At 68.5% G+C, this 25,221-nt stretch carries 24 protein-coding genes and 1 riboswitch; of the genes, 3 read left to right on the top strand and 21 right to left on the bottom strand.

What is annotated here, in order from left to right:
• Window positions 1-239: 239 nt before the first annotated feature.
• From VIF40_RS07820 to VIF40_RS07765, 12 genes are read right to left on the bottom strand one after another with little or no spacing between them, the layout of a single operon-like run.
• Window positions 240-1,565, bottom strand: a complete 1,326-nt coding sequence (locus tag VIF40_RS07820; protein ID WP_331937027.1) for a cobyrinate a,c-diamide synthase — start codon at window positions 1,563-1,565, stop codon at window positions 240-242.
• Window positions 1,562-2,329 (bottom strand): precorrin-4 C(11)-methyltransferase, encoded by a 768-nt coding sequence (cobM, locus tag VIF40_RS07815; protein ID WP_331936966.1) that lies wholly within the window; start codon window positions 2,327-2,329, stop codon window positions 1,562-1,564. The genes VIF40_RS07820 and cobM overlap by 4 nt, the downstream gene beginning before the upstream one ends.
• Window positions 2,326-2,895, bottom strand: a complete 570-nt coding sequence (locus VIF40_RS07810; RefSeq protein WP_331936965.1) for a cobalamin biosynthesis protein — start codon at window positions 2,893-2,895, stop codon at window positions 2,326-2,328. The genes cobM and VIF40_RS07810 overlap by 4 nt, the downstream gene beginning before the upstream one ends.
• The gene (cbiE, locus tag VIF40_RS07805; protein WP_331936964.1) at window positions 2,874-4,082 is read right to left on the bottom strand and encodes a precorrin-6y C5,15-methyltransferase (decarboxylating) subunit CbiE; all 1,209 of its coding nucleotides are present in this window, start codon (window positions 4,080-4,082) and stop codon (window positions 2,874-2,876) included. Before cbiE ends, VIF40_RS07810 begins: the two co-directional genes overlap by 22 nt.
• Window positions 4,079-4,846: a precorrin-3B C(17)-methyltransferase gene (gene cobJ, locus VIF40_RS07800; protein ID WP_331936963.1), complete on the bottom strand. Its 768-nt coding sequence runs from the start codon at window positions 4,844-4,846 to the stop codon at window positions 4,079-4,081. Before cobJ ends, cbiE begins: the two co-directional genes overlap by 4 nt.
• Window positions 4,843-5,616: a precorrin-2 C(20)-methyltransferase gene (locus VIF40_RS07795; RefSeq protein WP_331936962.1), complete on the bottom strand. Its 774-nt coding sequence runs from the start codon at window positions 5,614-5,616 to the stop codon at window positions 4,843-4,845. Before VIF40_RS07795 ends, cobJ begins: the two co-directional genes overlap by 4 nt.
• Entirely contained in the window at window positions 5,613-6,245 is a 633-nt protein-coding gene (locus tag VIF40_RS07790) for a precorrin-8X methylmutase (protein ID WP_414684772.1), read from the bottom strand. Before VIF40_RS07790 ends, VIF40_RS07795 begins: the two co-directional genes overlap by 4 nt.
• Window positions 6,230-7,549: a precorrin-3B synthase gene (cobG, locus tag VIF40_RS07785; RefSeq protein ID WP_331936960.1), complete on the bottom strand. Its 1,320-nt coding sequence runs from the start codon at window positions 7,547-7,549 to the stop codon at window positions 6,230-6,232. Before cobG ends, VIF40_RS07790 begins: the two co-directional genes overlap by 16 nt.
• Complete coding sequence (gene cobN / locus VIF40_RS07780; protein ID WP_331936959.1) at window positions 7,546-10,998, bottom strand: cobaltochelatase subunit CobN; 3,453 nt, start codon at window positions 10,996-10,998, stop codon at window positions 7,546-7,548. The genes cobG and cobN overlap by 4 nt, the downstream gene beginning before the upstream one ends.
• A 7-nt stretch (window positions 10,999-11,005) precedes the next feature.
• A complete protein-coding gene (cobW, locus tag VIF40_RS07775) occupies window positions 11,006-12,040 on the bottom strand; it encodes a cobalamin biosynthesis protein CobW (protein WP_331936958.1) in 1,035 nt (344 codons plus the stop codon).
• Window positions 12,037-12,813 (bottom strand): CbtA family protein, encoded by a 777-nt coding sequence (locus VIF40_RS07770; protein ID WP_331936957.1) that lies wholly within the window; start codon window positions 12,811-12,813, stop codon window positions 12,037-12,039. The genes cobW and VIF40_RS07770 overlap by 4 nt, the downstream gene beginning before the upstream one ends.
• A 7-nt stretch (window positions 12,814-12,820) precedes the next feature.
• On the bottom strand, window positions 12,821-13,006 hold the full coding sequence (locus VIF40_RS07765; RefSeq protein ID WP_331936956.1) for a CbtB domain-containing protein: 186 nt from the start codon (window positions 13,004-13,006) through the stop codon (window positions 12,821-12,823).
• Between the two features lie 45 nt (window positions 13,007-13,051).
• Window positions 13,052-13,246, bottom strand: a riboswitch (cobalamin riboswitch).
• A 41-nt stretch (window positions 13,247-13,287) separates the two neighbouring features.
• On the opposite strand from VIF40_RS07765, the gene cobO reads away from it, so the two are divergent.
• The gene (gene cobO, locus VIF40_RS07760; RefSeq protein ID WP_331936955.1) at window positions 13,288-13,932 is read left to right on the top strand and encodes a cob(I)yrinic acid a,c-diamide adenosyltransferase; all 645 of its coding nucleotides are present in this window, start codon (window positions 13,288-13,290) and stop codon (window positions 13,930-13,932) included.
• Between the two features lie 52 nt (window positions 13,933-13,984).
• Here the strand turns inward: cobO and VIF40_RS07755 are convergent, their stop codons facing one another.
• Both VIF40_RS07755 and VIF40_RS07750 read right to left on the bottom strand, forming a co-directional pair.
• Window positions 13,985-14,308 (bottom strand): hypothetical protein, encoded by a 324-nt coding sequence (locus VIF40_RS07755; protein WP_331936954.1) that lies wholly within the window; start codon window positions 14,306-14,308, stop codon window positions 13,985-13,987.
• Between the two features lie 138 nt (window positions 14,309-14,446).
• The gene (locus VIF40_RS07750; protein WP_414684771.1) at window positions 14,447-15,772 is read right to left on the bottom strand and encodes an Nramp family divalent metal transporter; all 1,326 of its coding nucleotides are present in this window, start codon (window positions 15,770-15,772) and stop codon (window positions 14,447-14,449) included.
• 525 nt (window positions 15,773-16,297) lie between these two features.
• On the opposite strand from VIF40_RS07750, the gene VIF40_RS07745 reads away from it, so the two are divergent.
• Together VIF40_RS07745 and VIF40_RS07740 are read left to right on the top strand one after the other, a co-directional pair.
• Entirely contained in the window at window positions 16,298-17,179 is an 882-nt protein-coding gene (locus tag VIF40_RS07745) for a tetratricopeptide repeat protein (RefSeq protein WP_331936953.1), read from the top strand.
• 251 nt (window positions 17,180-17,430) lie between these two features.
• Window positions 17,431-17,613 (top strand): hypothetical protein, encoded by a 183-nt coding sequence (locus VIF40_RS07740; protein ID WP_161912931.1) that lies wholly within the window; start codon window positions 17,431-17,433, stop codon window positions 17,611-17,613.
• A gap of 241 nt (window positions 17,614-17,854) precedes the next feature.
• On the opposite strand, the gene serA is transcribed toward VIF40_RS07740, so the two are convergent.
• From serA to VIF40_RS07705, 7 genes are all read right to left on the bottom strand, one after another.
• Window positions 17,855-19,441 (bottom strand): phosphoglycerate dehydrogenase, encoded by a 1,587-nt coding sequence (serA, locus tag VIF40_RS07735; RefSeq protein ID WP_331936952.1) that lies wholly within the window; start codon window positions 19,439-19,441, stop codon window positions 17,855-17,857.
• 113 nt (window positions 19,442-19,554) lie between these two features.
• Entirely contained in the window at window positions 19,555-20,727 is a 1,173-nt protein-coding gene (locus tag VIF40_RS07730; RefSeq protein WP_331936951.1) for a phosphoserine transaminase, read from the bottom strand.
• A 220-nt stretch (window positions 20,728-20,947) separates the two neighbouring features.
• The gene (locus VIF40_RS07725; protein ID WP_331936950.1) at window positions 20,948-21,796 is read right to left on the bottom strand and encodes an outer membrane protein; all 849 of its coding nucleotides are present in this window, start codon (window positions 21,794-21,796) and stop codon (window positions 20,948-20,950) included.
• A gap of 136 nt (window positions 21,797-21,932) precedes the next feature.
• Window positions 21,933-22,484, bottom strand: a complete 552-nt coding sequence (locus VIF40_RS07720) for a hypothetical protein (RefSeq protein WP_331936949.1) — start codon at window positions 22,482-22,484, stop codon at window positions 21,933-21,935.
• A 178-nt stretch (window positions 22,485-22,662) separates the two neighbouring features.
• Window positions 22,663-24,072 (bottom strand): glycosyltransferase family 1 protein, encoded by a 1,410-nt coding sequence (locus VIF40_RS07715; RefSeq protein ID WP_331936948.1) that lies wholly within the window; start codon window positions 24,070-24,072, stop codon window positions 22,663-22,665.
• Complete coding sequence (locus VIF40_RS07710) at window positions 24,069-25,064, bottom strand: NAD-dependent epimerase/dehydratase family protein (RefSeq protein ID WP_331936947.1); 996 nt, start codon at window positions 25,062-25,064, stop codon at window positions 24,069-24,071. Before VIF40_RS07710 ends, VIF40_RS07715 begins: the two co-directional genes overlap by 4 nt.
• On the bottom strand, window positions 25,061-25,221 hold a 161-nt coding region (locus VIF40_RS07705), incomplete at its 5' end, for a GDP-mannose 4,6-dehydratase (protein ID WP_331937025.1). The genes VIF40_RS07710 and VIF40_RS07705, both read right to left, overlap by 4 nt.

Raw genomic sequence — 25,221 nt, 5'->3', positions numbered from 1 at the left:
GTCGTCTCAATTTTGCCTGCATTCATCTGAAAAAGACGCGCCGTGAGCGCTGCTATTGGCAGCGCGGCCCCCTTGAAAATGCCGCCGAAAATTCGTCGTGGATGCGACATAGAGGCGGTCTTCCAAATTCTCGCTTGACACTTGTGCGCCGCAGCAATACAACAGTGCGACGCAGCGAGAACTTCTCTCGCTCCGTAGCCCTCCTTGGGCGTTTCCTCCCTTGACTTGGGCCGCTGGCGTTACCGGCGGCCCCTTTTTTTTGTCATTGCGTGGAAGAAGCTTCCCGTCACCAGTCCCGCACGCAGTCCCGCAGGCCGCTCCTCCTGCGCATAGGCGTCGGTAACCATCGCAAAGGGCAGGCCCTTCTCGCTCGCTATGGTGGCGTAGTGGAATTCGTGCCCGGCGAGCGCATCGCCGGCCGCGCCGAGCGCGCAATCGGCGGAAAGACGGGCGCGTCTATAGCCCAAATGCAGTTTGCGCTGCGCAAAACTCGTCGCCAGATCGAGCAGGCCGGCCATCGGATGGACCGCGCCGCCGGCGTCGGTCAGCGTGCGGCCGAGCGTCATATAGCCGCCGCACTCGCCATGGACCGCGCGCGTCGCGGCGAAGCGACGAAGCCCTTCGAGAAAATTCGCCGCCGCCGCGAGCCGGCCCGCGTGCAGCTCCGGATAGCCGCCGGGAAGCCAGCAGGCGTCGCACTTCTCTGGAGGGGCCTCGTCGGCCAGCGGCGAGAAGAAGGTGATTTCGGCGCCCGACTCGCGCCAGCTGCGGGCGAGATGCGGATAGAAGAAGGAGAAGGCCGAGTCCCGCGCCACGGCGATGCGCTGGCCCGGCGGCCGCAGAGCGTCGAGCGGAGCGCGCGCCAGGCCCGACAGCCCGCCCGCGGCGGCGGCGAGCAGGGCGTCGACATCGACATGCGTCTCGATACGCTCGGCCAGCGTGTCGAGCAGGGTTTCGAGGCCCTGGGTCTCGCCCGCCTGCACCAGCCCCAAATGACGCTCCGGCAGAGCGATCCCACCATCGCGCGGCAGCGCGCCGAAGACCTTTATGCCGATCGCCTCGATCGCCTCCTGCGCGAGCTTGCGATGGCGCTCCGAGGCGACGCGATTGAGCAGGACGCCGGCGAGCGTCACCCGCGCGTCATGGGCCGCGACGCCGCGCGCTATGGCGGCCGCGCTCTGCGCCTGGCCGGAGACGTCCATCACCAGCAGCACGGGCCAGCCGAGATGGGCGGCGATATCGGCCGAGGCGCCCGTCTGCGCCGGCGCGCCGGGAGCGCCGTCGAAAAGCCCCATCGAGCCTTCCGCGACAATGACATCGGCCGCCTCGCCGGCGCGTAGCGCGAGCTGGCCTAAAAGCGCGGCCTCCATCGTCCAGGAATCGAGATTGAAGCTCTCGCGTCCGGTCGCCGCCGCGTGAAAGGCCGGATCGATGTAATCCGGCCCGCATTTCACGCCGCAGACGCGCAGGCCCCGCCGCGCCAGTGCGCGCATCAGCCCCAAAGTCACGGTCGTCTTGCCAGCGCCGGAGCGGACCGCGGCGACGAGAAGCCCGGGGGCGGTCAGCGTCCGGCTCCGGTGGGGCGGAAGCGGCGGTCATAGCCCGCGTCATAGAGCGCGCTCTCGCGGAAATCCTCGGCCGCCAGCGCCGGGCCGACGAGAATGAGCGCGGTGCGCTCCATGGGCGCGGCCCCGGCCTGCGCCTCTATGGTGGAGAGCGTCGCGCGCAGGATGCGCTCGTCGGGCCAGGAGGCGCGATAGACGAGCGCTATCGGGCAGTCGGCGCCGTAGAAGGGCGTGAGCTCCTCCACGACGCGTGCGAGCGCATGAATGGAGAGATGAATCGCCATGGTCGCGCGCGCCGCGGCGAAAGCGGCGAGCGTCTCCGTCGGCGGCATGGCGGAGGCGCGGCCGGAGGTGCGGGTGAGCACCACCGATTGCGCCACTTCCGGCAAGGTCAGCTCGCGTCTCAGCGCGGCGCTGGCGGCGGCGAAGGCGGGCACGCCGGGGGTGATAGTGAAGGCGATGCCGAGCGCCTCGAGCCGCCGGGTCTGCTCGCCGACCGCGCTCCAGATGGAGAGATCGCCGGAATGGAGCCGCGCGACATCCTGACCGGCGGCATGGGCCGTCTGCATCTCCGCGATGATGGCGTCGAGCGAGAGTGGCGCCGTGTCGACGATGCGGGCGCCCTCCGGGCAATGGGCGAGAATCTCCGGCGCGACCAGCGAGCCGGCATAGAGGCAGACGGGGCAGCGCGCGAGAATATCGCGGCCGCGCAGCGTGAGCAGATCGGCGGCGCCCGGGCCGGCGCCGATGAAATGGATGGTCATGGGGCCACCTCTAGCGCATTTCGTGCGATCGCGCAGGTTGCCCGCGCGCTGGCGAGCCGGGGGCCGAGCAAAAGGCTTCCCGGCCCCGCGCCGACCAATGCCGCGGCTTCGGCGACGCTGCCGACGCCGGTGAGGGCTGCCACCCGGGGCGAGTGGGTGAGCAACTCGTCCCTACGGGCGAGGAGGGCTTCGAGGGGAAGGAAGACGAGCGGCAATTCCAACAGCCGCGCGGCCTCGCGGAGGCCGGCGTCGTCGCGCTTCGCATCGATGGTGAAGAGCGCAATCATCGTGCGCGGCTCCTTCTCCCACTCCTGGGAGAAGATGGGCCCGCGAAGCGGGCTCGGATGAGGGCCGTCGCCACGCTTCCCATCGAGACATAGATGTGACAGGGCGGCCTCATCCGACTCCGCGATGCGAAGCCCCTTTCTCCCGCAGGCGGGAGAAGGGGCGCGCACGTAGGTTTCGCAAGCTTCCCGGATGAGCGCGATGGCTTCCTGCACGTCGACGCCGCTGCGCGCGCCGATGCCGATGGCGTAGAGCGCGCTCAATTCTTCGCCGCGCGCCATTGCAGCACCGGCAGCGCCGGCTCCAGTGCATGAAAGCCGCCGATCGGGCGCGCTTTCGAGATCGCGATGTTCACCAGCTCGCCGCCCTTGCGTCGAAACGCGTCGATCAGCAGCGCCTGCGTCTCGATCGTCACCGCATTGGCGACGATGCGTCCGCGAGCCGGCAGAGAGTCCCATGCGGCTTCGATGACCGCGGTATCGCCGCCGCCGCCGATAAAGACGACATCCGGCGTCGGCAATTCGGCGAGCGCCTGTGGCGCCGCGCCTTCGACAATGTCGAGATCGGGAACGCCGAGCGTGGCGGCGTTGCGCGCGATCCGCGCGATGCGCGTCGCATTCCGCTCGATCGCGTTGGCGCGATTGGCAGGATCGGCGAGCATCCATTCGATCGCGATGGAGCCCGAGCCCGCGCCGATGTCCCACAGACGTTCGCCGCGGCGTGGCGCCAGCGCCGCCAGCGTCACGGCGCGAATGTCGCGCTTGGTGATCTGCCCGTCATGCTCGAACCAATCATCGGGCAGGCCCGGCGTCAGCGGCGGAACGCGCGCATCCGGCCCGGCGACGACCTCGACTCCTAAGGCGTTGAGCGCCGCAATGTCCGCGAGCGAGAAGTCGTGCGCGAGCGCGCTGCGGACACGCTCCCTCGGTCCACCCATATGCTCGAGCACATGCACGCGCGAATCGCCCATGCCGAGCGCGGTGAGATGCGCGGCGAGGCGCGTGGGCGTCGTCTCGTCCCAGGACAGGATCAGCAATCTGCGCATGGGCTGAAGATGCGGCGTCACGCGCTCGAAGGCGCGGCCATGCAGCGACAGCAGCGCGCAATCCTGCTGGCTCCAGCAAAGGCGCGCCGCGGCGAGCGCGAAAGCGGAGGGCGCCGGAAGGCAGAGAATTTCCTCCGCAGCGACATTGCGCGCGATGATATCGCCGACGCCGAAGAAGAACGGATCGCCGCTCGCCAGAACCACCGTCGGCGCGCCGCGATGCGAAAGAATCGTCTCCATGGCGGCGGAAAGCGGCGATGGCCAGCGCAGCGTCTCGCCCTTTTGCGGGCCGATCAATTCGAGGTGACGCGCGCCGCCGACGATCAGCGCAGCGTCGGCGATGAGCGCGCGCGCAGCCGGCGTCAACGCCTCGACGCCATCCTCGCCCAGCCCGATCAACGAGAGCCAGCGCGCCGCGCTCATGGCGCCTTCCGCGACGTATAGACGAAAGGCGGCGCATCGCCGCGCGCAACGAGCTTGGTGCCGCTGGCGCCGATGAGCACGAGAGTCGACATGTCGACGACGCTCGGGTCGGCTCGGCCCAGCGTGGTGATGGCGATGTCTTCCTCCGCGCGTCCGACCGATTTCGCGAAGACGACGAGACGATCCTCCGGCAGCGCGCGGCGCAGCAACGCGAAAGCGTCGTGAATGCGCTGCGGCCGCGCGCGCGACGCGGGATTGTAGAAAGCCATCACGAAATCGGCGCGCGCCGCCAGCTCGAGACGCGTCTCGATCACCGACCAGGGCTTCAGATTGTCGGAGAGCGAGATCACGCAGAAATCATGGCCGAGCGGGGCGCCGAGCCGCGCCGCCGCCGCCTGCATGGCGGAGATTCCCGGGAGAATTTCGATGTCGAGAGCGCGCCAGGCGGGATCGCCATTGTCGACAGCCTCGAGCACCGCCGCCGCCATGGCGAAAATGCCGGGATCGCCGCCCGACACCACGGCGACTCTGCGTCCGCTCGCGGCGAGGCGCAGCGCTTCCTCGGCGCGCGCGATCTCGACGCGATTGTCGCTGGCGATGCGCCTCTGGCCCGGCGTGACGGGAACGCGCGCCACATAGGGCGCATAGCCCACGATATCCTGCGCCGCGCGCAAAGCCTCTTGCGCGTCCAATGTGAGAAAGCGCGCGTCGCCCGGTCCGAGGCCGATGACGGAGAGCTTGCCGCTCCGATTTGCCTCCGTCACGGCCGACGTCCGTTGCCGGGCACGAGGACGAGCGCGAAATAGGGCGCGTCATCGTCGCGCTTTTCCGTCAGGCGCATGATCTTCTGATCCGCCATCGTGCCGCGTTCGACATAGATGGCGCGCTCGAGGAGCTGCGCATCCGCGAGCGCGAGACGGAGCTTGGGCAGATTGCCGCCGAGCTTCATCACCACTGCGGCGTCCGTCGAAGCGAGCCGCGTCGCGAGCGCGGCGCGCGGCAATGTCGCGGGAATGACGGTGAGCACATCGTCGCCCCATGTCATCGGCTGACGCGCCGCCGCGAAACACCCGGACATTCCGGAGACGCCGGCGCAAACCTCCACGCGAAAGCGCGGCGACAATCGCGTCTGCAGATGCATGAAGGAGCCGTAGAGCATCGGGTCGCCTTCGCAGAGCAGAGCGACATCGCGGCCGAGCGACAGATGCAGCGCGAGGCGCTGCGCGCTCTCTTCGTAGAAAGCGGCGAGCGCGGCGATATAGTCCGGATGGTCGAAGGGAATTTCCGTCGTCAGCGGATAGAAGAGCGGAATCTCCTCGCAATCCTTGGCGATGAAGCGCGCGGCGATGGCGCGCGCATGGCTCGGCTTTCCGCGCTTGGAGAAATAGGCGACGACCTTCGCCTCGCTCACCAGCCGCGCGGCTCTGAGCGTCATCAGCTCCGGATCGCCGGGGCCGAGGCCGACGCCGAGCAGCGCGCCGAGCGTGACGGGACTGTCGTGGTCGGCGCGTAGATTCGGATCGACGATGGTCATTCTTTTTCGCTCGCCAGCGCATTGATGGCCGCCGCCGCCATGGCGCTGCCGCCCTTGCGGCCGCGAATGATCGCGGTCGGAACGCGCCCGTCGGCGAGCGCCGCCTCTTTCGATTCCGCCGCGCCGACGAAGCCGACCGGCATGGCGATGATCGCCGCGGGCGGAGGCGCGCCGTCGTCGAGCATTTCGAGCAGATGGAACAAAGCCGTCGGCGCATTGCCGATGGCGACGACGGCGCCCGCGAGCGTCTCGCGCCACAGCTCCATCGCGGCGGCGCTGCGCGTGGTCTTCATTTCCTCGGCGAGGGCGCGAACGCGCGGATCCGCGAGCGTGCAGATCACTTCATTATTCGCGGGCAATCGCGCGCGGGTGACGCCATGAGCGACCATATTGGCGTCGCAGAGAATCGGCGCGCCCTCGCGCAGCGCGGCGCTCGCCGCCGCCGCCATGCCGGGCGAAAAGACGATGTCGTCGGCGACCTCCACCATGCCGCAGGCGTGGATGATGCGCACGGCGACGCGCTCCTCCTCGCGCGAGAAGCGCTCGAGCCGCGCTTCCGAGCGGATGATGGCGAAGGAGCGGGCGTAGATCGCGGCGCCGTCGCGTATGTAGGTCATTTCGCCGGACATGAATTCGTCCGCCATGGCGGCTCCTGCTTCGTCGTGCATGCGATGCGCGCTCTCATTGCGTCTTCTATTTCATTCGCGCCGAGGCCGCGCAACGCCGGCGCGTCGCTCGCGCGCCCGTCGTCGACGAGGTCGAAGCCCTGCGCCGTCGCCACCAGCGCGAGCGTCGCCGCAGCGGGAAAAGCGCAGCCCTTGGCGCAGCCCGATATGTGCAGCCTCGCGCCCACGGACGCAAGCTGCGCCGCTAGCGGGGCGAGGCGCTCCGCGAGCGCGCGCGTCGGCGCCAGCGCCTGCGGGCACTCGGGCGCGCCGGGGCAGGCGATCACCGCGAGGCGCGGATCATCCGCGTCGACGATCAGGGCGCGTCGCGCCGCGGCGTCGACGATGCTTTGCGCCGCTTTTTCCGTGGGGCAGGGCAAGAGGATGGCGCGCCAGGGCGTGAGGCGCAATTCGCCGAGGCCATGCGCGTCGGCGAGTTCTGCGAGCGCGGCGAGATCGTCCGCATGCAAGCGTCCGGAGGGCGCGCCGATTCCGGCGAAGGCCGCTTTTGCGTCCCTCGTCGGTTCGCCGGGGAGGGGGCGAGCCCCGAAAATCTCGGCCGCCGAGGCGGCGCGGCAATGCGAGCGATAGGGCGTCGGCGCGAGGTCCGCCTGCTTCGCCAGCGCGTCGAGGCCTGACGCCGCGACGACTTTGCTCATGCGGCGCAGCTCGAATTCGCGCCCCTCGCGCAATGCGAGAAAGGCGCGCGCCAGCGCGAGCGCCGTATCCGTCGCTGCATCGAAATCCGCGAGAAACGCCTGCTCGCGCGCGCCGTCGACGATGACCGCGATCCTGTCGCCATGCGCTTCGAGACGAATGTCCATCGCGGAATCGGCGAGGCCGAGCGCGCCGCCGTCGTCGAGGAGAAAGCCGAATTTTCCCGGCAAGGCTCGCAAAGCCGCGTCATTCGACAGCGCTCGCGCGAGATGCGCGACGAGAGCGCTCGTGCGCTCGCTCGCGAAAGGCGGGACGAGAAAATTGAGCAGGCTCTCCGTCGCCGCATCCTCGGCGAGCAGACCGAGCGCGGCGAGGCGCTGCTGCGCCTCTTCGAGCCGCGCCTCGCTCACGCCGCGCAATTGCAATTGCGCGCGCTGCGAGAGATCGACGAGGCCATTGCCGCATTCGCGCGCGATCGACGCGATTTCCCGCGTCTGCTGCGCCGACAGACGCGGATGAACGGTCTTCGCGCGCAGCAGCAGGCCGTCGCCGCTCTGCATGGGGCGCAGCGCGCCGGGGCACCAGCCTTGGATTTTCGGCGCGGCGGTCATGGCGAGGGCCCGTCGAGTGCCGCTGCGACGCTGTTGCGCCGCGTGCGCCAGAAGCCGCGCGCGATGGCGCGCGCGAAAACATCGTGAATCGCTTGCGCCGCGCGCGGATTGTCGCGCAGCAGAAACGCGCGCACGCTCGGCGCGCCCAGCGTCGCGTCGAAGACGAGGTCCCATTGCGCGTCGCGCACGAAGGGAGTCGTCGTCGCGAAGGCGAAGAGATTGTCGATCGTCTCGGCGATCTCCGCCGCGCCGCGATGGCCGTGGCGCATCTGCCCCTCGAGCCAGCGCGGATTGGCGGCGCGGCCGCGAACGACGCGCGCGATCTCGCGGTCGAGAGAGCGCAGCGTCAAAGCGGCGGGTCGCGTCGCGTCGAGATGCGTGATCTCCGCCGCGCCGCCGAGCGTGGCGTTGGCGGCGGCAAAACCGCCCTCGAATTCCGCGAAGGCGGGGCCGATGAGCACATCCGTCTCCGCCATATCCTGCACATGCACCAGCGCATCGGCGGCGCCGACGCGCTCGCCGAAAGCCTCGCGCGCCGGCGCGCTCTCGCCATTGCGCGCAAAGGCGTGGCCGCCCGCCTCGAGAAAGGCGCGGCCGATGTCGTCGCGCGCGTCTCCGCGGGCGATCGCTTCCGAGAGGCCGAGGCCGTAAGTTCCCTGCGCCGCGCCGAAGACGCGCTCGAGCGAGCGGCCGTGGCGCCGGGCGGAGGCGAGAGGATTGGATTCGTCGTCCTCGTCCAGCGCGGCGACGGCCGCGACGGCGTCGTGATAGAGCGCGATGAGGCCGGGAAACATGTCGCGAAATAGTCCCGATATATGCAGCGTGACGTCGACGCGCGGAAAATTGCGCTCGACGAGCGGCAGCGTCTCGAAGCCGCAAACGCGCGCGCTGGCGTGATCCCACACGGGCGCGACGCCCATCAGCGCCAGCGCTTGCGCGAAATCCTCGCCGCCGGTGCGGATCGTCGCGCTGCCCCACAGATCGAGCACGATGCCGCGCGGCCATTCGCCATGCTCTTGCGCATGACGCATCATCACCGCGCGCGCCGCGCGGACGCCGATGTCCTGGGCCGTGCGCGTCGGCACATGGCGCGGATCGATGCAGAACAGATTGCGGCCTGTCGGCAGCACGTCGACGCGTCCCCGCGACGGCGCGCCGGCCGGACCCGGCTCGACGAATCGGCCTTCGAGCGCGCGCAGCAGGCCCTCCGCTTCGGCGTCGCCGCAAGCGCCGGCGCCGAACATATGCAGCCCGTCGCCGATGCGCATCTCCTTCACATCGCAGAGCCAGGCGTCGAGCCGCGCCAGCGCCTCGCCGCGATCCGTCTCGCGCGTGACGCCGCATTCCTGCGTGAGCCCGCTGCGCTCGGCGGCGTCGAGAATCGCCTCGGCGATGAGCCGCGCGCGGCGCGGGTCGAGCGTCGCGGCGCTCGCATATTCGTCGAGCAGGCTCTCGATCTCTTGCGCTTCTGCGGCGAGTCCCGCTTCGACGAGCGGCGGCGTCATATGGCCGATCGTCACCGCGCTCGCGCGGCGCTTGGCCTGCGCCGCCTCGCCGGGATCATTGACGATGAAAGGATAGACGAGCGGCGTCGGCCCCAGCAGAACCTCCGGCGCGCAGGCGGGGCCGAGCATCACCGATTTGCCGGGCAGCCATTCCAGCGTGCCATGCGTGCCGAGATGAATCAGCGCGTCGATGTTTCGGACATGGCGTAGAAAGAGATAGAAGGCGATATAGGCGTGACGCGGCGGAAGCTCGGCGTCGTGATAGGTCTCGCGTCGCTCTTCGCGGCTTCCGCGATCCGGCTGCAGCGCGACGAAAAGCTTTCCCGTCTCTATGCAAGAGAAGCGGAAGGCGCCGTTCCGTAGCGCGGGGTCTTCTTCCGGCGCCCCCCATGCGGCGAGGACCGGGCGCGTGAAATCGCACGGGAGCGCGGCGAAGAGGCGTCGGTAATCATCGAGCGGCAGCTCGACGAAATGCGCGCCTTCCTCCAGCGCGCGCATGACGAGATCGGAGGCTGCGGCCTCTTCCCCGGCCGCGCCCTTTCGATGCGAGCCTGGCGCAAGATCATAGCCGGCGCTGCGCAGCATGTCCGTGATGGCGAGCACGCTCGCCGGCGTATCGAGCCCGATCGCATAGCCGCCGCGTCCGCGTCGCGCCGGGTAGTCGGAAAGCACGAGGGCCAAGCGCTTCTCGCGATTGTCGAGCCGGCGCAAGCGCGCCCAATTCTGCGCCAGCGCCGCCACATGATCTATGCGCGAAATCTCGGGCGCATGGCGGATTTCGTCGAATTCGCTCGCTGTGCGCGTCCGCGTCTGCGCCTTGAAGGAGATGGCGCGGGTGAAGATGCGGCCGTCGACCTCCGGCAGCACGACATTCATCGCCAGATCGGCGCCATTGGCGCCGCGCTTGGAGCTTTCCCACGCCTCGCGCGTCGCGGTCGCCAGCGCGACCTGCAGAACGGGCGCGTCGGCGCGATCGAGAATGGAGCCGCCTTGCGCGCGCGCGGAGAAGGCGGTGGCGTTGAGGATCACATCGGGGCGAAACTCTGCGAGCGTCCGCGCGAGACGCTCTTCGCAGGCGCGGTCCTTGAGGCTCGCGACGAAAAGCGCTTCGACGACGAAGTCGCGCTTATGCAGAGCATCGGCGAGCGCGACGATCGGCGCGAAATCGCCGGCGAGCCAGGCGGAGCGGTAGAAGGTAATGAGCGCTCGGGGCGGAGCGGTGACAGAGCCCGGCGCTCCGCCGAAGGCTCCCTCATCCTGACGAGCCCGCGCTGTGGGCGTCTCGAAGGACGAGGGAGCCGTCACGCGGGGCTTTCTGGAGCTCCCCCCCGTGCTTCGAGACGGTCGCTTCGCGACCTCCTCGGCATGAGGGGGAGGGTTGGGGAAGAGGGCCGCGCGACAAGCCTCCTCGCAGCGGCCGGCGAGCGGGACGGGCGCGCTCTCGCGCCAGGGCGCCGGGGTTCCGGCGAGCGTCGAGGCGAAACCGAGAAAGGAGCGCAGATTGTCCGGCCCGCCGTCGCGGAAGAAGGACCAGATGCGCGCAAGATCGTCGGGCGCGAGCGTGGAGGCGCGGTCCAGTCGCTCGTCGCAATGCGTATCGCCGGGGACGATCGCCAGAGCGAAGCCGCGCATGCGGGCGGCGACGGCAAGCTCGTCGACGCCATAGGACCAATACTCCTTGCCGCCGAGCAGACGCACGATGACGAGCCGCGCATGGCGCGCGACCTTGTCGATATAGAGATCGACGGAATAGGGGTGCTTCAGCCGGGCGAGCGAGGCGCAGCGCAGAGAAGGAAGCGCGGCGTTCTGCTCATGCAGCTCGGCGACGAGGCAGAGCTCGGCGTCGGAGAAGGACAGAAAGACGATTTGCGCCGGGGTCTGCCCGAGATCGACCGCCGCCTCATTGTCATCGAGGCCATGGAGATCGCGCGCGAGCAGATGCATGGCGCCCTCAGTCCGTCAGCATGGCCGTCACGCCCGCACGGTCGAGACCCTTTTCGCCGATGACCACGAGACGGCTGGCGCGCGTCTCATCGGCGCGCCAGGGGCGCTCGAACTGATGACGAAAGCGCGCGCCGACGCCCTGCACCAGCAGCCGCATCGGCTTGCCGGCGATCTCGACGAAGCCCTTTATGCGCAACACGTCATGGGCTTGCGCGACGCGGGCGAGACGTTCGACCAGCTCGGCCGGATCGCGCGCGGGCGCGATCTCGACGACGAAGCTCTCGAAATCGTCGTGGTCGTGGCCCTCTTCCGTATCGTGATGCGAGGGGCGGTTGGCGAGATCATCCTCCGCCGCGGCGCCGAGGCCGAGCAGAATGGCGGGGTCGAGCTTCCCCTCGCTCGCCCTCAGCAGCTTCGCCGCGCGCGGCGCGGAGGCGCGAATCTGCGCGGCGACTTGCGTCGCTTGCTCCTCGCTCAACAGATCGATCTTGTTGAGCACGATGAGATCGGCGCAGAGGAGCTGATCCTCGAACACTTCCTCGAGCGGATTGTCGTGATCGATCGTGAGGGTCTCGGCGCGCTCCTCGGCGATGGCGTCGAGATCGTCGGCGAAACGGCCCGCCGCCACCGCCGGCCCGTCCACCACGGCGATGACGCCGTCGACGGTCAGATGCGGGCGGATGGTCGGCCATTCGAAGGCTTTGACCAAGGGCTTGGGCAGAGCGAGGCCGCTCGTTTCGATGATGATGTGCTCGGGGCGGTTCGGAAGCGCGAGCAGCGCCTCGATCGCCGGCGCGAAATCATCGGCCACCGTGCAGCACAGACACCCGTTGGCCAGCTCGACGATATTCTCCTCGGGGCAATTCTCGACGCCGCAGGCGCGCAAAATATCGCCGTCGACGCCGACGTCGCCGAACTCGTTGATGATGAGCGCGAGGCGGCGGCCGCGCGCCGTCTCGAGGATATGACGGATCAGCGTCGTCTTGCCGGCGCCGAGAAAGCCGGTGACGATCGTCGTCGGGATTTTGGCGAGGCTGCTCATGCCGCGGCCTCCGTTTCGGCTTTCGCGGCGAAACGGCGCCAGACGAAGCCGACCGCGGCGCCGGCGAGAATCCAGGTCAGCGCATGAATGGCGAGCGAAGCGGCGGCAAAGCGCGCCGCGAGCTCGGCGGGCGCGGTGCTCTCGGGGGCCGGCGGCTGCGGCGCGCCGATGACATGCGGCGCGATCAGCAGCGCGACGCCGAGAACCTTTATCAGCGGCCGCTCGACGCGCAGCAGCGCGAACAGGCCGGCGCCGGTCGAGGCGGCCGTCGCGATCCACCAGAGCTGGCGCGCGGCGAGATCGCCGGCGGCGCTGCCCGGCAGCTCCGGCGCGAGGCCGAGGCTCGTCGCGAGGCCCGTCGAGGCGAAAGCGCAGGCGCCCCAGAGCGCGGCGCGCTTGGGCTCGATCGTCTCGCCGGCGACGAGCATCAGAGCGAGCAGCACAAAGGCGTAGCCGACCGATGTGACGCCGGTCGCCACGCTGGTGGCGGCCGTGCGCTCGAGGCCGGGCGCCGGCTCCCAGGCCTGCTCGTGCGCTCCAGCCTGCTCGTGCGCTCCAGCGTGCTCGTGCTCGGGTGTCGCGTGCTCATGTGTCGCGTGATCTCGCGTCACATGATCTTGCGTCGCGGCTCCGGCATGGGCCTGCTCGGCCGCGGTCTCATAGACCTCGGCGGCGAGGATCAGCGGAGTCGTGGTGACATTCTGCAGGGCCGCGACGGCGAGCCCAGCGAGAAGGCCGGCCAGAAGACCGACCGTGAGGAGTCGCTGGATCACCGCTGCGTCAATGGCAGGGGAAGCCGAGCGAATGGCGTGTGTCGTGGGCGGCGTTGTGGGCGACGCTCGGATAGGAGAAGCCGGCGAGATAGACGAGCCCGGCGCCGAGCGTGAAGACGACGAGGGCGGCGCGCAGCGACTCGAGGCGGCTGGCGGAGAGAATCGCGTCGGCGGAAAGGGTCTTCGTGATCATTGTCGGCTCCTCGCCGCCCCACCGGCGGCATTCGTGGTTTCGCGTGACGGCAGTCACATGACGGCAGGTCTCCTGGCTCGCGGGTCGCCGCACGCGCCGCCTTCCCGGGCTTTCGCCCAGTGGCCTCGAGGCGCGAGCTCACCGCTCACAGTTGCGGGGGCAGCTGCGGCATCGGGGACGAGCCCCTCACCGCATTCCCTGTTCGCCTCCTTGCGGAGGACCGTCGCCAACAGTCATATGACGGCGAGCAAGAGCCGTCAAATGGCGAGGAGGCGCAAATCATGTCGGAATTCGCGGAAGAGGACGCCGCCCGCCGCCATCGTGAGAAGATGGAGAAGCGCAAGGCGGTCCAGGACGCCGAGGTCGCCGGCAAGACCATTGCCGAGAAAGGCCTCTTGATGGTCCATACGGGCGCGGGCAAGGGCAAGTCCACGGCGGCCTTCGGCCTCGCGCTACGGGCGATGGGGCATGGTCTCGCGGTCGGCGTCGTGCAATTCGGCAAGGGCGCCTGGGAGAGCGGCGAGCGCCGCATCCTCGAGACGCTCGGCAAGGGGGAGGGGGGGCTCTCGGAGGGGCTGCTCTTCTGGCACACGCTCGGCGAGGGCTTCACCTGGGAGACGCAGGATCGCGCTCGCGACGAGGCGGCCGCCCGCCGCGCCTGGGACAAGGCGAAGGAGCTGATGGCGAAGGAGTCGATTCGGCTGCTCGTGCTCGACGAATTGTCGATCGCGCTGCGCTATGAGCATCTGCCGCTGGACGAGGTGATCGAGACGCTGAAGACGCGGCGCGGCAATCTGCACGTCGTCGTCACCGGTCGCAACGCCAAGCCGGAACTCGTCGCCATCGCCGATCTGGTCACAGAGATGACCTTGATCAAGCACCATTTTCAAGCCGGTGTGAAGGCGCAGATCGGCGTCGAATTTTAATATAAGGCGCGGGGGTGGCCGGCTCGCTCGCCCCCCCGGCGCCGAGCCGATCTCAGCAGACGAAGCGCCTGCGGCCGTTCCACCAGCGCCAGCAGGCGTTGGACGCCGGCGCATAGCGCGATCCCGCATAATAGGACCGGCCATAGTAACCGCCGCCCCATCCGGCGTGACGCCAGCCATGATGACCCCAGCCGTTGTAGCCCCAGCCGTGATGAACCCCGGCATGGCGGCCGTGATGGTGGTGATGGTGGTGGTGGTGATGATGATGATGATGGTGGTGATGGCGGCCATGATGATGGTGGCCGCGGGCGGAGGCCGCGCCGGGCAGCATCAGAGCGCCGATGAGGGCCGCCGCATAAACCATATGTCGAAACATGCCATTCTCTTCCCTTCTGCCGAGGCGGCCCCCAGCGCCGCCTCGGCCGGGGAAGAACGTCACGCGAAACAAGATCGTTCCGGCGCGCGCATGGTTAACGCCGCCTCGCCGGACCGCATGGTCAAGAGAAGGTGAAGATCAGCCGGCGAGCGCGTCGAGGAGCAGCTTGCCGTTCAGCGCGACAATGGCCAAGGCGATGACGGCGGCGACGGCGGTGGTGACGCGCGGCGCGGCGAGCTCGCCCATCAGTCGGCGCGAGGCGGTGAACCAGACCAGCGGCACGACCGCGAAGGGCAGCGTGAAGCTCAGCACCACCTGGCTCAGCACCAGCAGCCGGCCGGTCGCCTCTTCTCCCGAGAGCAGCGTGACGGCGACGGCCGGGACGATGGCGATGAGACGCGTCACCAGGCGCCGCAGCGTCGGCTTCATGCGCAGCTCGATGAAGCCCTCCATCACGATCTGCCCGGCGAGGGTCGCCGTCACCGTGGAGTTGAGCCCGCAGGCGATGAGCGCGATGGCGAACAGCTTGGCGGCGATCGGCGCGCCGAGCAGCGGCGCGATCAGCGTGTAGGCCTGACCGAGCTCGACGACATCGGTATGGCCCGTCGCATGGAAGGCGGCGGCGGCCAGCACCAGGATCGAGCCATTGATGACGAGCGCGAAGATCAGCGCCAGAGTGCTGTCGAAAATGGCGAAGTCGATGGCCTCGCGGCGCTCCGCCGAGGAGGCGCCGACGTCGCGCGTCTGCACGATATAAGAGTGCAGGAAGAGATTGTGCGGCATCACCGTCGCGCCGAGAATGCCGAGGCCGATATAGAGCATCTCGGGATTTTCGATGAGCGCGCGGCTGGGGACGAGGCCGGCGGCGACCGCGTGGAGATCGGGCCGCGCCAGCAGCAGCTGGCCGCCGAAGGCCAGCGCGATGATCCCGAGCATGGCGACGACGAAGAGCTCGATCTTGCGGAAGCCGAGGCGCTCGAAGGCGAGCACGAGGAAAGTGTCGAGCAGGGTGACGACGACGCCGAGAGCGAGCGGCAGGCCGAACAGCAATTGCAGGCCGATCGCCGTGCCGATGACCTCGGCGAGATCGGTCGCCAATATGCCCGCCTCCGCCAGCAGCCACAGCGCCACGGAGGCGGAGCGCGGAAAACGGCGGCGGCAGGCGCTGGCGAGATCGAGGCCGGTGGCGAGGCCGAGCCGCGCCGTCAGCGATTGCAGCACGATCGCCATGAGGCTGGACAGAACGGCGACGAAGAGCAGCGCCGTGCCGAATTTGGAGCCGCCGGCGAGCGCTGTCGCCCAATTGCCGGGGTCCATATAGCCGGTCGCGACCAGATAGCCGGGGCCGAGGAAGATGAACAGGCGGCGAAAGCCGACGGTCTCGCGCGGGACGCGCACCGAGCCGCGCATGTCGCCGCGCGCCGAAACGAGCGTGGCCGAAATCTCGGGCGAGCCGGCGCGCATTCCAAAGACTTTCTGTTCCGTCCGCCTCGGTTCGAGGCATGCGTCTCGAAGGATATAGGCCCCTCGCGCCACGAGCGCCAGCAGGCCGGGGCGCAGCAGGGGGAGGAGCAGCATAAGGAGGAGCACGCCGAGGAGCGCCTCGGGCGCCTGCGCCGGCGCGGTCCCGTCCGGCGATGCGATGGACTGGGTCGTTTCTATGTCGCAATGCGTAGCCGGATGCGTCGCAGGGGCGCCGAGCATGCGGCGAAACGCTAAAATTTGTGACCTTGTTGCAACAGTCGTCGAGATAGTTTTCCGCGAGCCGCGCAAAGGGCGAGATGCCCCTTTTCAGCCATAAACGCTGCGCTAATCTCGCCCCGTCACAAGGTCATCGAAGACAAGGGAGAGGCTTTCCGCGCCGGCTCGTCGCGGGAGAACGCTCTTCTCGTTTCCGAACGCCTGTCGCCGATTTTCGGCGGTGACGCATGGCGGTGTTTTGCGCGGCGTTCTCGGAACGCCGGCGGCGTTGAGAAAGTCAGATCCTCGATGATCGTGTTTCTCCAGGCGATTGCGTCGACGGTAGAGCCGCGCGGGCGTCGTTCGACGCTGCTTCTCGCGCTGGGCTGCGCGACAGTCGGATCTCTCTTGGCGGGCCACGCCGTCGCCTTCGACGCGTCGGAGCCGCGCTCCCTCGCCGCCGCCACCCAGCCGCTGACCATCTTCAAGGACCCTCAGGCCGCTCTGCGCGCCGGGCTCGAGAGCTACCATGCCGGAAACGCCAAGAAGTCGGTGGAGGCGCTGCGCTACGCCGCGGACGGCGGCGAATCGCTCGCGCAATGGAAGCTCGGCCGCATGTATGCCGATGGCGACGGCGTCGCCCGCGACGACGCCAAGGCCTATTCCTATTTCGCCAAGCTCGTCGATCATTTCGGCGAGGACGAGCCGAGCCCGCGCGAGCGGCTGATGGCGGCGGGCGCCTTCGTCGCCGTCGGCGTCTATTATCTCGAGGGGATCACCGCCGCGAAGATCATGCCGGACGCCGGCCGCGCTTTCGATCTCTTCCGCTACGCCGCCACCTATTTCGGCAACGCCGACGCTCAATATAATCTCGCGCGCATGTATCTCGACGGCAATGGCGTCTCCAAGGACGCGCGCCAGGCCGCCAATTGGCTCGATCTCGCCGCGCGCAAGGGCCATGCGCCGTCGCAGGCGCTGCTCGGCCATCTGATGTTCAACGGCGAGGCCGGCGGCCCGCCGCAGCGCGCGCGCGGCCTCATGTATCTCACGCTGGCGCGCGAGGCCGCCGGCGATCGGCCGACCGATCAATGGATCGTCGAGCTGCATTCCCGGGCTCTGGCGCGGGCGAGCGAGGCGGACCGCAAGGCGGCCGTGGCCATGCTCGAATATTATCTGACCCGCCGGGACTGATCCCCTCCATCTCGATTTGACGCGATTCGCCGAGACAGGCGAGGCGATCCGGAAGCCGTCGGGCTCCCGGCGTCGCCTTTTCGCGTCGCGCTTTCGCTTCTCTTTTTGGACCCTGACTAATTTTGTCGCGCGCGCACATGCCGCATTGTATCCCGAAAAAAGTTGGTGTAGGCTGACGCCGATGCGACGCTTTGTCGCGCATCTAGTGCAAAAAAAGCAAAATAAAGCACCAACATTCGGAGGATCGTCACATGTCAACAATCGGACACAGCAGCGCTGAGATCGGCAAGACTGTTCTGTGGATGGTCGCTATCGTCGCTTTCGTCATCATCGCGCTGACGAAGGTTCCGGACTGGATTTCCCCCGCCGGCACCAATGGCACGGGCAACGGCAGCGACCCGGGCGTCGGCCGCACCGTCAAGATGATTCAGTAAAGCTCGACGATCTCCCGCCTTTCGCCTGCAGCTTCGCCCATCCTTCTCGTGGAGCTCGCGGCTTGGCGTCGATCGCCGACTTTCAAAAAAAGTCACACTCGATCCGCCTCCTCCGCCTCGTTGTCGCGACAATGAGGCGGAGTGAGGGGGACGAGCAGGCGCAGGAGCATCGGCTTCCTCGCGCGAGGCATAGAGCGCCGCCTCGAAATAACAGCGCCGCTTCTCTCCCTTTCCCGCATCCTCAAAATTGCAGCGTCGCCGCGAAGCGCACGCCGGCGAGCGCGGCGATTTCTCGTATCGTCTCGCGCGGCGCCGGCTCGTCGATCGCGACCAGGGCCACGGCGGAGCCGCCCGGCCGGTCCCGTCCCAGCGCGCAAGTCGCGATGTTCACGCCCGCCGCGCCCAGCAGCCCGGCGAAACGTCCGATGAAGCCCGGTCTGTCGGCGTTGGACACGAAAATCATCCGCTCGGAGAATTCCGTCTCCACGCGGACGCCCTCCACGGCGACGATGCGCGGCCTGCCGTCGTGAAACAGCGAGCCGGCGAGCCTTCGCTCTCCCTCGCGCGTCTTCACCGATACGGCGATCAGCGAATCATAATCGCTCGTTCCGGAGCTGGTGGCTTCGTCGATCGCTATGCCGCGCTCTTTGGCGATCGCCAGCGCCGAGACGAGATTGACCTCGGCGAGCGCCGGCCGCAGCACGCCCGCGACAGCCGCCGCCGTCATCGCCGGCGCATTGCGCTGCGTCGCCGCGCCTTCATAGGCGACGGTGATGCGCTCGATCGGCGATTCGGTCGATTGGCCGAGGAAGGAGCCGAGCTTCTCGGCGAGATCGACGAAGGGCGCGAGCCTCGGCGCCTCCTCGGCGCCGATGGACGGGAAGTTCACCGCATTCACGATCGCGCCGCGCGTCAAAAAATCCGACATTTGCTCGGCGATCTGCACGGCGACTTTCTCCTGCGCCTCGACGGTGGAAGCGCCGAGATGCGGCGTGCAGACGACAGTCTGGCGGGAAAAGAGCGGATTCTCGCGCGCGGGCTCGGTCTCGAACACGTCGAGCGCCGCGCCCGCGACATGGCCCTCGTCCAGCGCCGCGACGAGAGCGGCCTCGTCGACGAGCCCGCCGCGCGCGCAATTGACGATGCGCACGCCGCGCTTGGTCTTTTGCAGCGATTGCGCGTTCAGCAGGTGGCGCGTCTTGGCGGTGAGCGGCGTGTGCAGCGTGATGAAATCGGCGCGCTGGAGCAGCGTGTCGAGATCGACCGGCTCGACGCCCAGCCGCCGCGCGCGCTCTGGCGTGAGAAAAGGGTCATAGGCGATGACGCGCATGGCGAAACCGAGCGCGCGCGTGGCGACATTGGCGCCGACATTGCCGCAGCCGATCACGCCCAGCGTCTTGCCGGCGAGCTCGACGCCCATGAAGCGGCTCTTCTCCCATTTGCCGGCGCGGGTGGAGGCGTCGGCGGCGGGAATCTGGCGGGCGAGCGCCAGCATCAGCGCCATCGTATGCTCGGCGGTGGTGATGGAATTGCCGAAGGGCGTGTTCATCACGATCACGCCGCGCGCCGTCGCCGCGGCGGTATCGACATTGTCGACGCCGACTCCGGCGCGGCCGATGACCGTCAGCCGCTCCGCTCGCGCGAGGAGCGCTTTGTCGACCTGCGTCGTCGAGCGAAGGGCGAGCCCGTCATAGGCGCCGATGGCGGCGGCCAGCGCGGTTGCGTCCTTGCCCAGCTCCGGCCGGCTGTCGGCTTCTATCCCGCGCGAGTGGAAGAGCTCCAGCGCTGCGGGCGAGAGCGCGTCGGAAACGAGCACGCGTATGGGCATGAGGGGCCTCCCTCGGGCCGAGCCCGAGACTTCGCCACGAGAACACGCCCCCTCGGCGCCGCGCTCACGCGGCGCCCGTCCCCTTCGTTAGATCGTGACGAGCGGTCCTCGTCTCAAGCCGCTTTGGCCGATTGCGCCACCGCCTCGGCATAGGCCCAGTCGATCCATCGGGTCAGCGCGGCGACGTCGCTCGCCTCCACTGTCGCGCCGCACCAGATGCGCAGGCCGGGCGGGGCGTCGCGATAGGCGCCGAAGTCGAAGCCCGCGCCTTCCTTCTCGACGAGGCCCACGATGCGCGCGGCGAGCGCCGATTGCTCCGCCCGCGACTTGGCCGCAATGGCGGGGTCGGCGAAGACGAGGCAGACGCCGGTGTTGGAGCGCGTCGCCGGATCCTGCGCGAGATGCGTGAACCAGGACGTCTTCTCGACCCAATCGGCGACCACCGCGGCGTTGGCGTTCGCCCGCGCGAAGAGCGCGTCCAGCCCGCCGATCGATTTCGCCCATTTCAGCGTGTCGAGATAATCCTCGACGCAGAGCATGGAGGGCGTGTTGATGGTGTCGCCCTCGAAAATGCTCTCCACGAGCTTGCCGCTCTTGGTGAGGCGGAAAATCTTCGGCAGCGGCCAGGCGGGCGTGTAGCTCTCGAGCCGCTCCACGGCGCGCGGAGAGAGGATGAGCATGCCATGCGCCGCCTCGCCGCCCATCACCTTCTGCCAGGAGTAGGTGACGACATCGAGCTTGGCGAAGTCGAGCGGCTGCGCGAAGGCGGCCGAGGTCGCGTCGCAGATCGTCAGCCCCTTGCGATCGGCGGGGATGAAATCGGCGTTCGGCACGCGCACGCCGGCGGTGGTGCCGTTCCAGGCGAAGACGAAGTCATTGTCGAAGTCGATCTTCGAGAGGTCGGGCAATTCGCCGAAGGGGGCGACGAAGCTGCGGGCCGCGCCCGGCTTCAGCTGCTCGATGATGTCGGTGACCCAATCCGAGCTGAAGCTCTCCCAGGCGGCGACATCGACGCCGCGCGCGCCGATCAGCGACCACAGCGCCATCTCGACGGCGCCCGTGTCGGAGGCGGGGACGATGGCGATGCGATGGCTCGCCGGCACGCGCAGGACCTCGCGCGTCAAATCGATGGCTTCCTTCAGCTTCGCTTTTCCCGCAGGGGAGCGGTGCGAGCGGCCGAGCGCCGCGCCCGAGAGCGCGTCCAGCGTCCAGCCGGGACGCTTGGAGCAAGGACCTGAAGAAAAACGCGGATCGGCCGGCTTCACGCCGGGCTTTTGGATGGGCATTTTTGTGCTGCCTCCCCGGGGCATGGATTTTCGGAGCCTGCGCTACGCGCAACACGTCTTCGCGTCAAGTCGGGCAGGCTGTCGTGCGCGAGCTGTCGGTCACGAGCCGGGGCTTGGCCGTGCGTCCCGCCGCCCGGGGCGCGCGCGAAGCGGGGAGGCGGGCCTCCCGCGGGGCGCGGGAGGGCGCAGGGGCGCCGCGATGGAGGATTTCGGCGGACCGTCAGTCGATCAGATAGCGGAAGCCGAGCCGCACCTGCTGAATGTCGAGCTTGCGCGAATGGGCGACGCCGAGCGCGTCCTTGCCGGAGATCGTGCCCAGATTGAGATAGCGATAGCCGATATCGACCGTCCAATGGTCGGTGATGTCATAGGCGAAGCCGCCCATGAAGGCGTAGGCGAATTTCAGATAGGTGTTGGAGGTGCTGCGATCCCAATTGGCCATATAGGTGCCGAGCGTGTAGGGGTCGGTCCAGGTCACGCCCGCATAGGGGACGAGATTGCCCTGCGACCATTGCACCTGGGACTTCTGGAACATCACGTCGACGCCGGCGCCGGCGCCGATATAGGGCGTGATCCCGCCCCAGGTGCCGAGGTCGACATAGACATTGCCGAGAAAGACCGAGGTCGTCGCGCGGCTCCGCGAAAAGGGGTAGCAGTCGGTGTAGACCCCGACGGAGTCGGAGTAGGGGCCGCCGGCGGGCATGCCGACGGCGCCGATCTGGCAGGGCGTGGAGACGGCAGACCCGCTGGAGCGGTTGTAGAGCGGCTGATAATCGGCGGTGAGGTCGGTGCGCAGCCAGGAATTGTAGCGATAGCCGAAGCCGATGCCGGCCGACCAATTGTTGACGAAATTATTCGAGGTCTGGGAGCCGTCTATGTTCAGCACGGGCGAGCGAACCGCGGCGATGTCGCCGCGCAGATACCAGCCGGTTCCCAGCTCGACGGGCTCGTATTCCTGCTCGGGCGGGGAGAGGAAGGGCATGTCCGCGGCCGCCGCGGGGCTGGCGTTCAAAAGGCCCAGGGCCGCGCAAAAAAGCCCCGCCCCGGCGCTGGAACCGGAAAATCTCATTGGTTCATCCTCGCTTCGCGCCGGGCGGCCTCGAGCGGGCCGCGACGCGGGTGATGAACGATGAGTAAGCGATTATACTTAATGCTTGCTTAATGCGCCCCCGCCGCGACCGTGCGCGGCGGGGGGCGCCGAGCCGTCAGAGGAAGCTGAAGAGGCGCACCAGAAGCGGCGACAGGATCAGCAGTATGAAGCCGATATAGATCGCCGAGAGCGCGAAGGCCGGGATGAAGCGAAGCGCGGAGTGGCGGAAGATCCACAAATAGACGGTGAACTTCCACATCACCAGCGGAAATAGCACGAAGCCGACGAGCTTCATGGCCGGCATCGGCGGCGGAAATATCTGCGCGACGGCGGCCGACAGCACGATGGAGACGAGGCCGATGATCGCGCCCGTGGACGCGAGGGCGATGAGCGTCTGCTGGAAACGGTCGCGCGTACCGGCGAGGGTCAGCGCGCCGAAGGTCAGAGCGGCCAGCAGAACGGCGCTCAGCAGCCCATAGACGACCGAGGGGAGAAGAATGTCGTTGGCGAGCAACTGTCCGCCGGCTTCCGTGACGACATAGGCGCCGAGGCTGATCCACAACGCCAGCCGGGAAGCCGGCAGAGGCGCCGGGCCGGCCTCGAGCTTGATGAGGTCGAGGAGCGCTTTGGGCGTCGGCGGCAGGCTTATGGACGACGAGATCGACATATAACGGCCTATCGGGTTGGAGCCTGGTCGGCGGAGGGTCGCGACAGGCGCCCCCGCTGGCGCAAAAGCGGCGAAGCCTGCGGTTCGAGAGAGCCGCAGGCGCCGCCGCCGCAACCGCATCTCTATCATGCTTTCCGGCGCGGCGGAACAAGGACCCGCGCCGCGCGTGAGCGACGGCTCACGGCAGCTTGCGGCTCCAATCCTCCGTCGCGATCACTTGCGCGACGCGATGTGCGGCCTCCGCCCAGGAGGAGCGGCTGACGGCGGAAGGATCGGCGATGACGCGGCCGTCGAGGACGTCGATGATCCGCTCCGCCAGGGCGTGCGGATCATTGACGCGGAAATAGAGAGCCCCGGCGCCGCCGACCTCGCGGAACACCGGAATGTCGCTGCAGATCACCGGGCGGCCGCGGCGCGCCGCCTCGGCGATGGGCAGGCCGAAACCCTCCGCATAGGAGGGAACCAGCGCCGCCGCGCTGCGATCGTAGAGAAAGGCCAGCTCGGCGTCGCCGACGTCGTCGAACCAGAAGAGGCGTCGCCCGAATTCGGCATGGCCGCGGATTTCGGCGGTGATCGCCTCCTCGAACCAGCCGCGCCGTCCGACGAGGACGAGCCGCGCGTCGCGGCCCGCGCGCCAGAGCGCCTCGAAGGCGCGCAACGCGACGCGATGGCCCTTGCGCGGCTCCACTGTTCCGACGCTCAGGACCATGGCGCCCGTGGCCGCCGCGGCGATCTCCGGCCGGGGCGCGGCCGGCGCGCCGTCCGCAATGTCCGAGCCGCAATGGAACCAGCCGATCGAAAGCCCGGGCCGATGCGGCAGGCGATTTTGCTCGACGAAGTCCGCGAGCTCCTCGGCGACAGTGCGCGAAATGGCGAGAAAGGCGTCGCTTTCGATCAGCGCGCGGCGCAGCCATGCCTCATAGCGCGGCGGCGTCACCTCATGGCAGGCGTGCGGGTGGAGGACCGGTATGAGATCGAAAATGCAGGTGACGATCTCGCCGCCGCCGGCGCGAATGCGGGCGAACGCCGGCTGAAACGCCTCGAAAGCGTTCCAGCTGTCGGAGAGCATGAAGAAGCGATCGCCGGGCTCGATCTCGATTTCCCGATCCCGGCCGGCCGGCCCGCCGATGAGAGCGGCGACGAAGGCCTCGCAAGTGAGCAGCCGGCCGCCCTCGCAGCGCACGGCGATCGCCGGGATGGGAAGCGCCTCGTCGCGATAGAGCGCCTGGGTGATCTTCTTGACGACGCGCTGTATGCCGGTGCCGGCGTCGCGCTGCGCGGTGGCCGTCACATCGACGAGCAGGCGTTGCGGCTTTGTCGTCGCCCGCGTCGCGGGAGGCGCGCCGACGATGGTCTCGGCCGCCGGCGCGGCGGGCTTGCGGAAGAAGCCGCGCAACAGCGGCGTGACGGCGTCGACGAGCGCGGCCTCGACGCGCCGCAGCGGACGGAAGATCAGCCAAGCGGCGGAATAGACGTTTTTTTCGCGCTCATGGACGAGATGCAGCAGCTCGGCCCTGAGATAGTCGAGCTGATGCTCGAGGAGGCGGAGGCGTTCCTCGAGACGCCGCTCGCGCTCGCTCTCGGTCATTTGGGCGCTTCGGCGGCGACGGCGCGCCAATAATCGAGCAGGGTGACGAGCGTCTCGTCGATCGTCCGCTGCGGTCGCCAGCCGGTCGCCGCGCGCAGCTTGGCGGCGGCGCAATGGGCGAAGGGTATGTCCGCCGGCCGCAGCCGCTGGGGATCGACGACGATCTCGAAATCGCGGCGCGCGAGCGTGCGCATTCTCTCGACCAGGGACGCGAGCGAGCGCGTTTCTCCGGAGGCGATGTCGAACACATTGCGCGCGGGAAGATCGCGCGCGATGGCGATGAGCCGCAGATAGGCGTCGATGACGTCGCGCACGTCCGAAAAATCGCGCTGCACCGACAGATCGCCCACCGAAAGGCGCGGTTCGGCGTGGCCGTTCTCGATCTCGACGATCTGCGCGGCGAAGGAGGCGACGGCGAAGCGCTTGTCCTGTCCGGGGCCGATATGGCTGAAGGGCCGCGCCACGATGAGCCGCGCGGTCTGCGGCAGCACGTCGGCGAGCATGGCCTCCGCCGCGAGCTTGGAGCGGGCGTAGGCGTTGAGCGGCCGCGGGATCATCGTCTCTTGCGCCGCGCCTTCGCCGAGGCTCGACCCATAGACGTCCGCCGTCGAGGCGAACATCACGACGGCCTCGGCCGCATGACGCGCGAGCGCGGCGGCCAGATTGCAGGAGCCGATGAAATTGACCCGCCAGGTCTCCTCCGCGGCGGTGAAGGATTTCGCCGCCGAGGATTGAGCGGCGAGATGGATGACGAGATCCGGCCGCGCTTCGGCGATCGTCGCCTCGACCGTCGCGGGATCGAGGAGGTCGAAGGCTTTCGGAATCCAGCCGGGCGCGGGGGCCTCGCCCGCCCGCGCGAGCGACATGCGTTGCGCGTCGGGATAGGCGCGCGCCAGTCCCTCGAGCAGATGGCGCCCGACGAAGCCGGAGCCGCCGGTCACCAATATGCGTTCGAAACGGCCCGCGGGGATGGACGCCGCTTCCTCGGTCATCGCGTTGCCAGTTCCCGCTTCAGCCGCTCGAGATCGGCGTCGAGCATCTCGTGGATGAGCTGCTCGAGCGAGGTCTCGGGAGCCCAGCCCAGCGCCTTGCGCGCCTTGGACGAATCGCCGAGCAGAATATCCACTTCCGCCGGGCGATAGAAATTCG

Source organism: Methylosinus sp., assembly GCF_036560965.1.
Lineage (GTDB): Bacteria > Pseudomonadota > Alphaproteobacteria > Rhizobiales > Beijerinckiaceae > Methylosinus.
The sequence above is the reverse complement of the archived record's forward strand: the minus strand, read 5'-3'. Positions and strand labels throughout refer to the sequence as shown.

Bases quoted from the DNA above. Each gene is read 5' to 3' on its own strand.
- cobN (WP_331936959.1), bottom strand. From the start codon at position 10,998: ATGCATCTGCTCGCGCGCGATCTCCATGGCCTCGATGACAATGAGGCG.
- cobG (WP_331936960.1), bottom strand. From the start codon at position 7,549: ATGACCGCCGCGCCGAAAATCCAAGGCTGGTGCCCCGGCGCGCTGCGC.
- cobW (WP_331936958.1), bottom strand. From the start codon at position 12,040: ATGAGCAGCCTCGCCAAAATCCCGACGACGATCGTCACCGGCTTTCTC.
- serA (WP_331936952.1), bottom strand. From the start codon at position 19,441: ATGCCCATACGCGTGCTCGTTTCCGACGCGCTCTCGCCCGCAGCGCTG.
- VIF40_RS07740 (WP_161912931.1), top strand. From the start codon at position 17,431: ATGTCAACAATCGGACACAGCAGCGCTGAGATCGGCAAGACTGTTCTG.
- VIF40_RS07725 (WP_331936950.1), bottom strand. From the start codon at position 21,796: ATGAGATTTTCCGGTTCCAGCGCCGGGGCGGGGCTTTTTTGCGCGGCC.
- VIF40_RS07730 (WP_331936951.1), bottom strand. From the start codon at position 20,727: ATGCCCATCCAAAAGCCCGGCGTGAAGCCGGCCGATCCGCGTTTTTCT.
- VIF40_RS07715 (WP_331936948.1), bottom strand. From the start codon at position 24,072: ATGACCGAGAGCGAGCGCGAGCGGCGTCTCGAGGAACGCCTCCGCCTC.
- VIF40_RS07790 (WP_414684772.1), bottom strand. From the start codon at position 6,245: ATGTCCGGCGAAATGACCTACATACGCGACGGCGCCGCGATCTACGCC.
- VIF40_RS07745 (WP_331936953.1), top strand. From the start codon at position 16,298: ATGATCGTGTTTCTCCAGGCGATTGCGTCGACGGTAGAGCCGCGCGGG.
- cobO (WP_331936955.1), top strand. From the start codon at position 13,288: ATGTCGGAATTCGCGGAAGAGGACGCCGCCCGCCGCCATCGTGAGAAG.
- VIF40_RS07755 (WP_331936954.1), bottom strand. From the start codon at position 14,308: ATGTTTCGACATATGGTTTATGCGGCGGCCCTCATCGGCGCTCTGATG.
- VIF40_RS07720 (WP_331936949.1), bottom strand. From the start codon at position 22,484: ATGTCGATCTCGTCGTCCATAAGCCTGCCGCCGACGCCCAAAGCGCTC.
- VIF40_RS07795 (WP_331936962.1), bottom strand. From the start codon at position 5,616: ATGACCATCGTCGATCCGAATCTACGCGCCGACCACGACAGTCCCGTC.
- cbiE (WP_331936964.1), bottom strand. From the start codon at position 4,082: ATGAGCGCGGCGCGCTGGCTCTCGTTGATCGGGCTGGGCGAGGATGGC.
- VIF40_RS07810 (WP_331936965.1), bottom strand. From the start codon at position 2,895: ATGGCGCGCGGCGAAGAATTGAGCGCGCTCTACGCCATCGGCATCGGC.
- VIF40_RS07765 (WP_331936956.1), bottom strand. From the start codon at position 13,006: ATGATCACGAAGACCCTTTCCGCCGACGCGATTCTCTCCGCCAGCCGC.
- VIF40_RS07710 (WP_331936947.1), bottom strand. From the start codon at position 25,064: ATGACCGAGGAAGCGGCGTCCATCCCCGCGGGCCGTTTCGAACGCATA.
- VIF40_RS07750 (WP_414684771.1), bottom strand. From the start codon at position 15,772: ATGCGCGCCGGCTCGCCCGAGATTTCGGCCACGCTCGTTTCGGCGCGC.
- cobM (WP_331936966.1), bottom strand. From the start codon at position 2,329: ATGACCATCCATTTCATCGGCGCCGGCCCGGGCGCCGCCGATCTGCTC.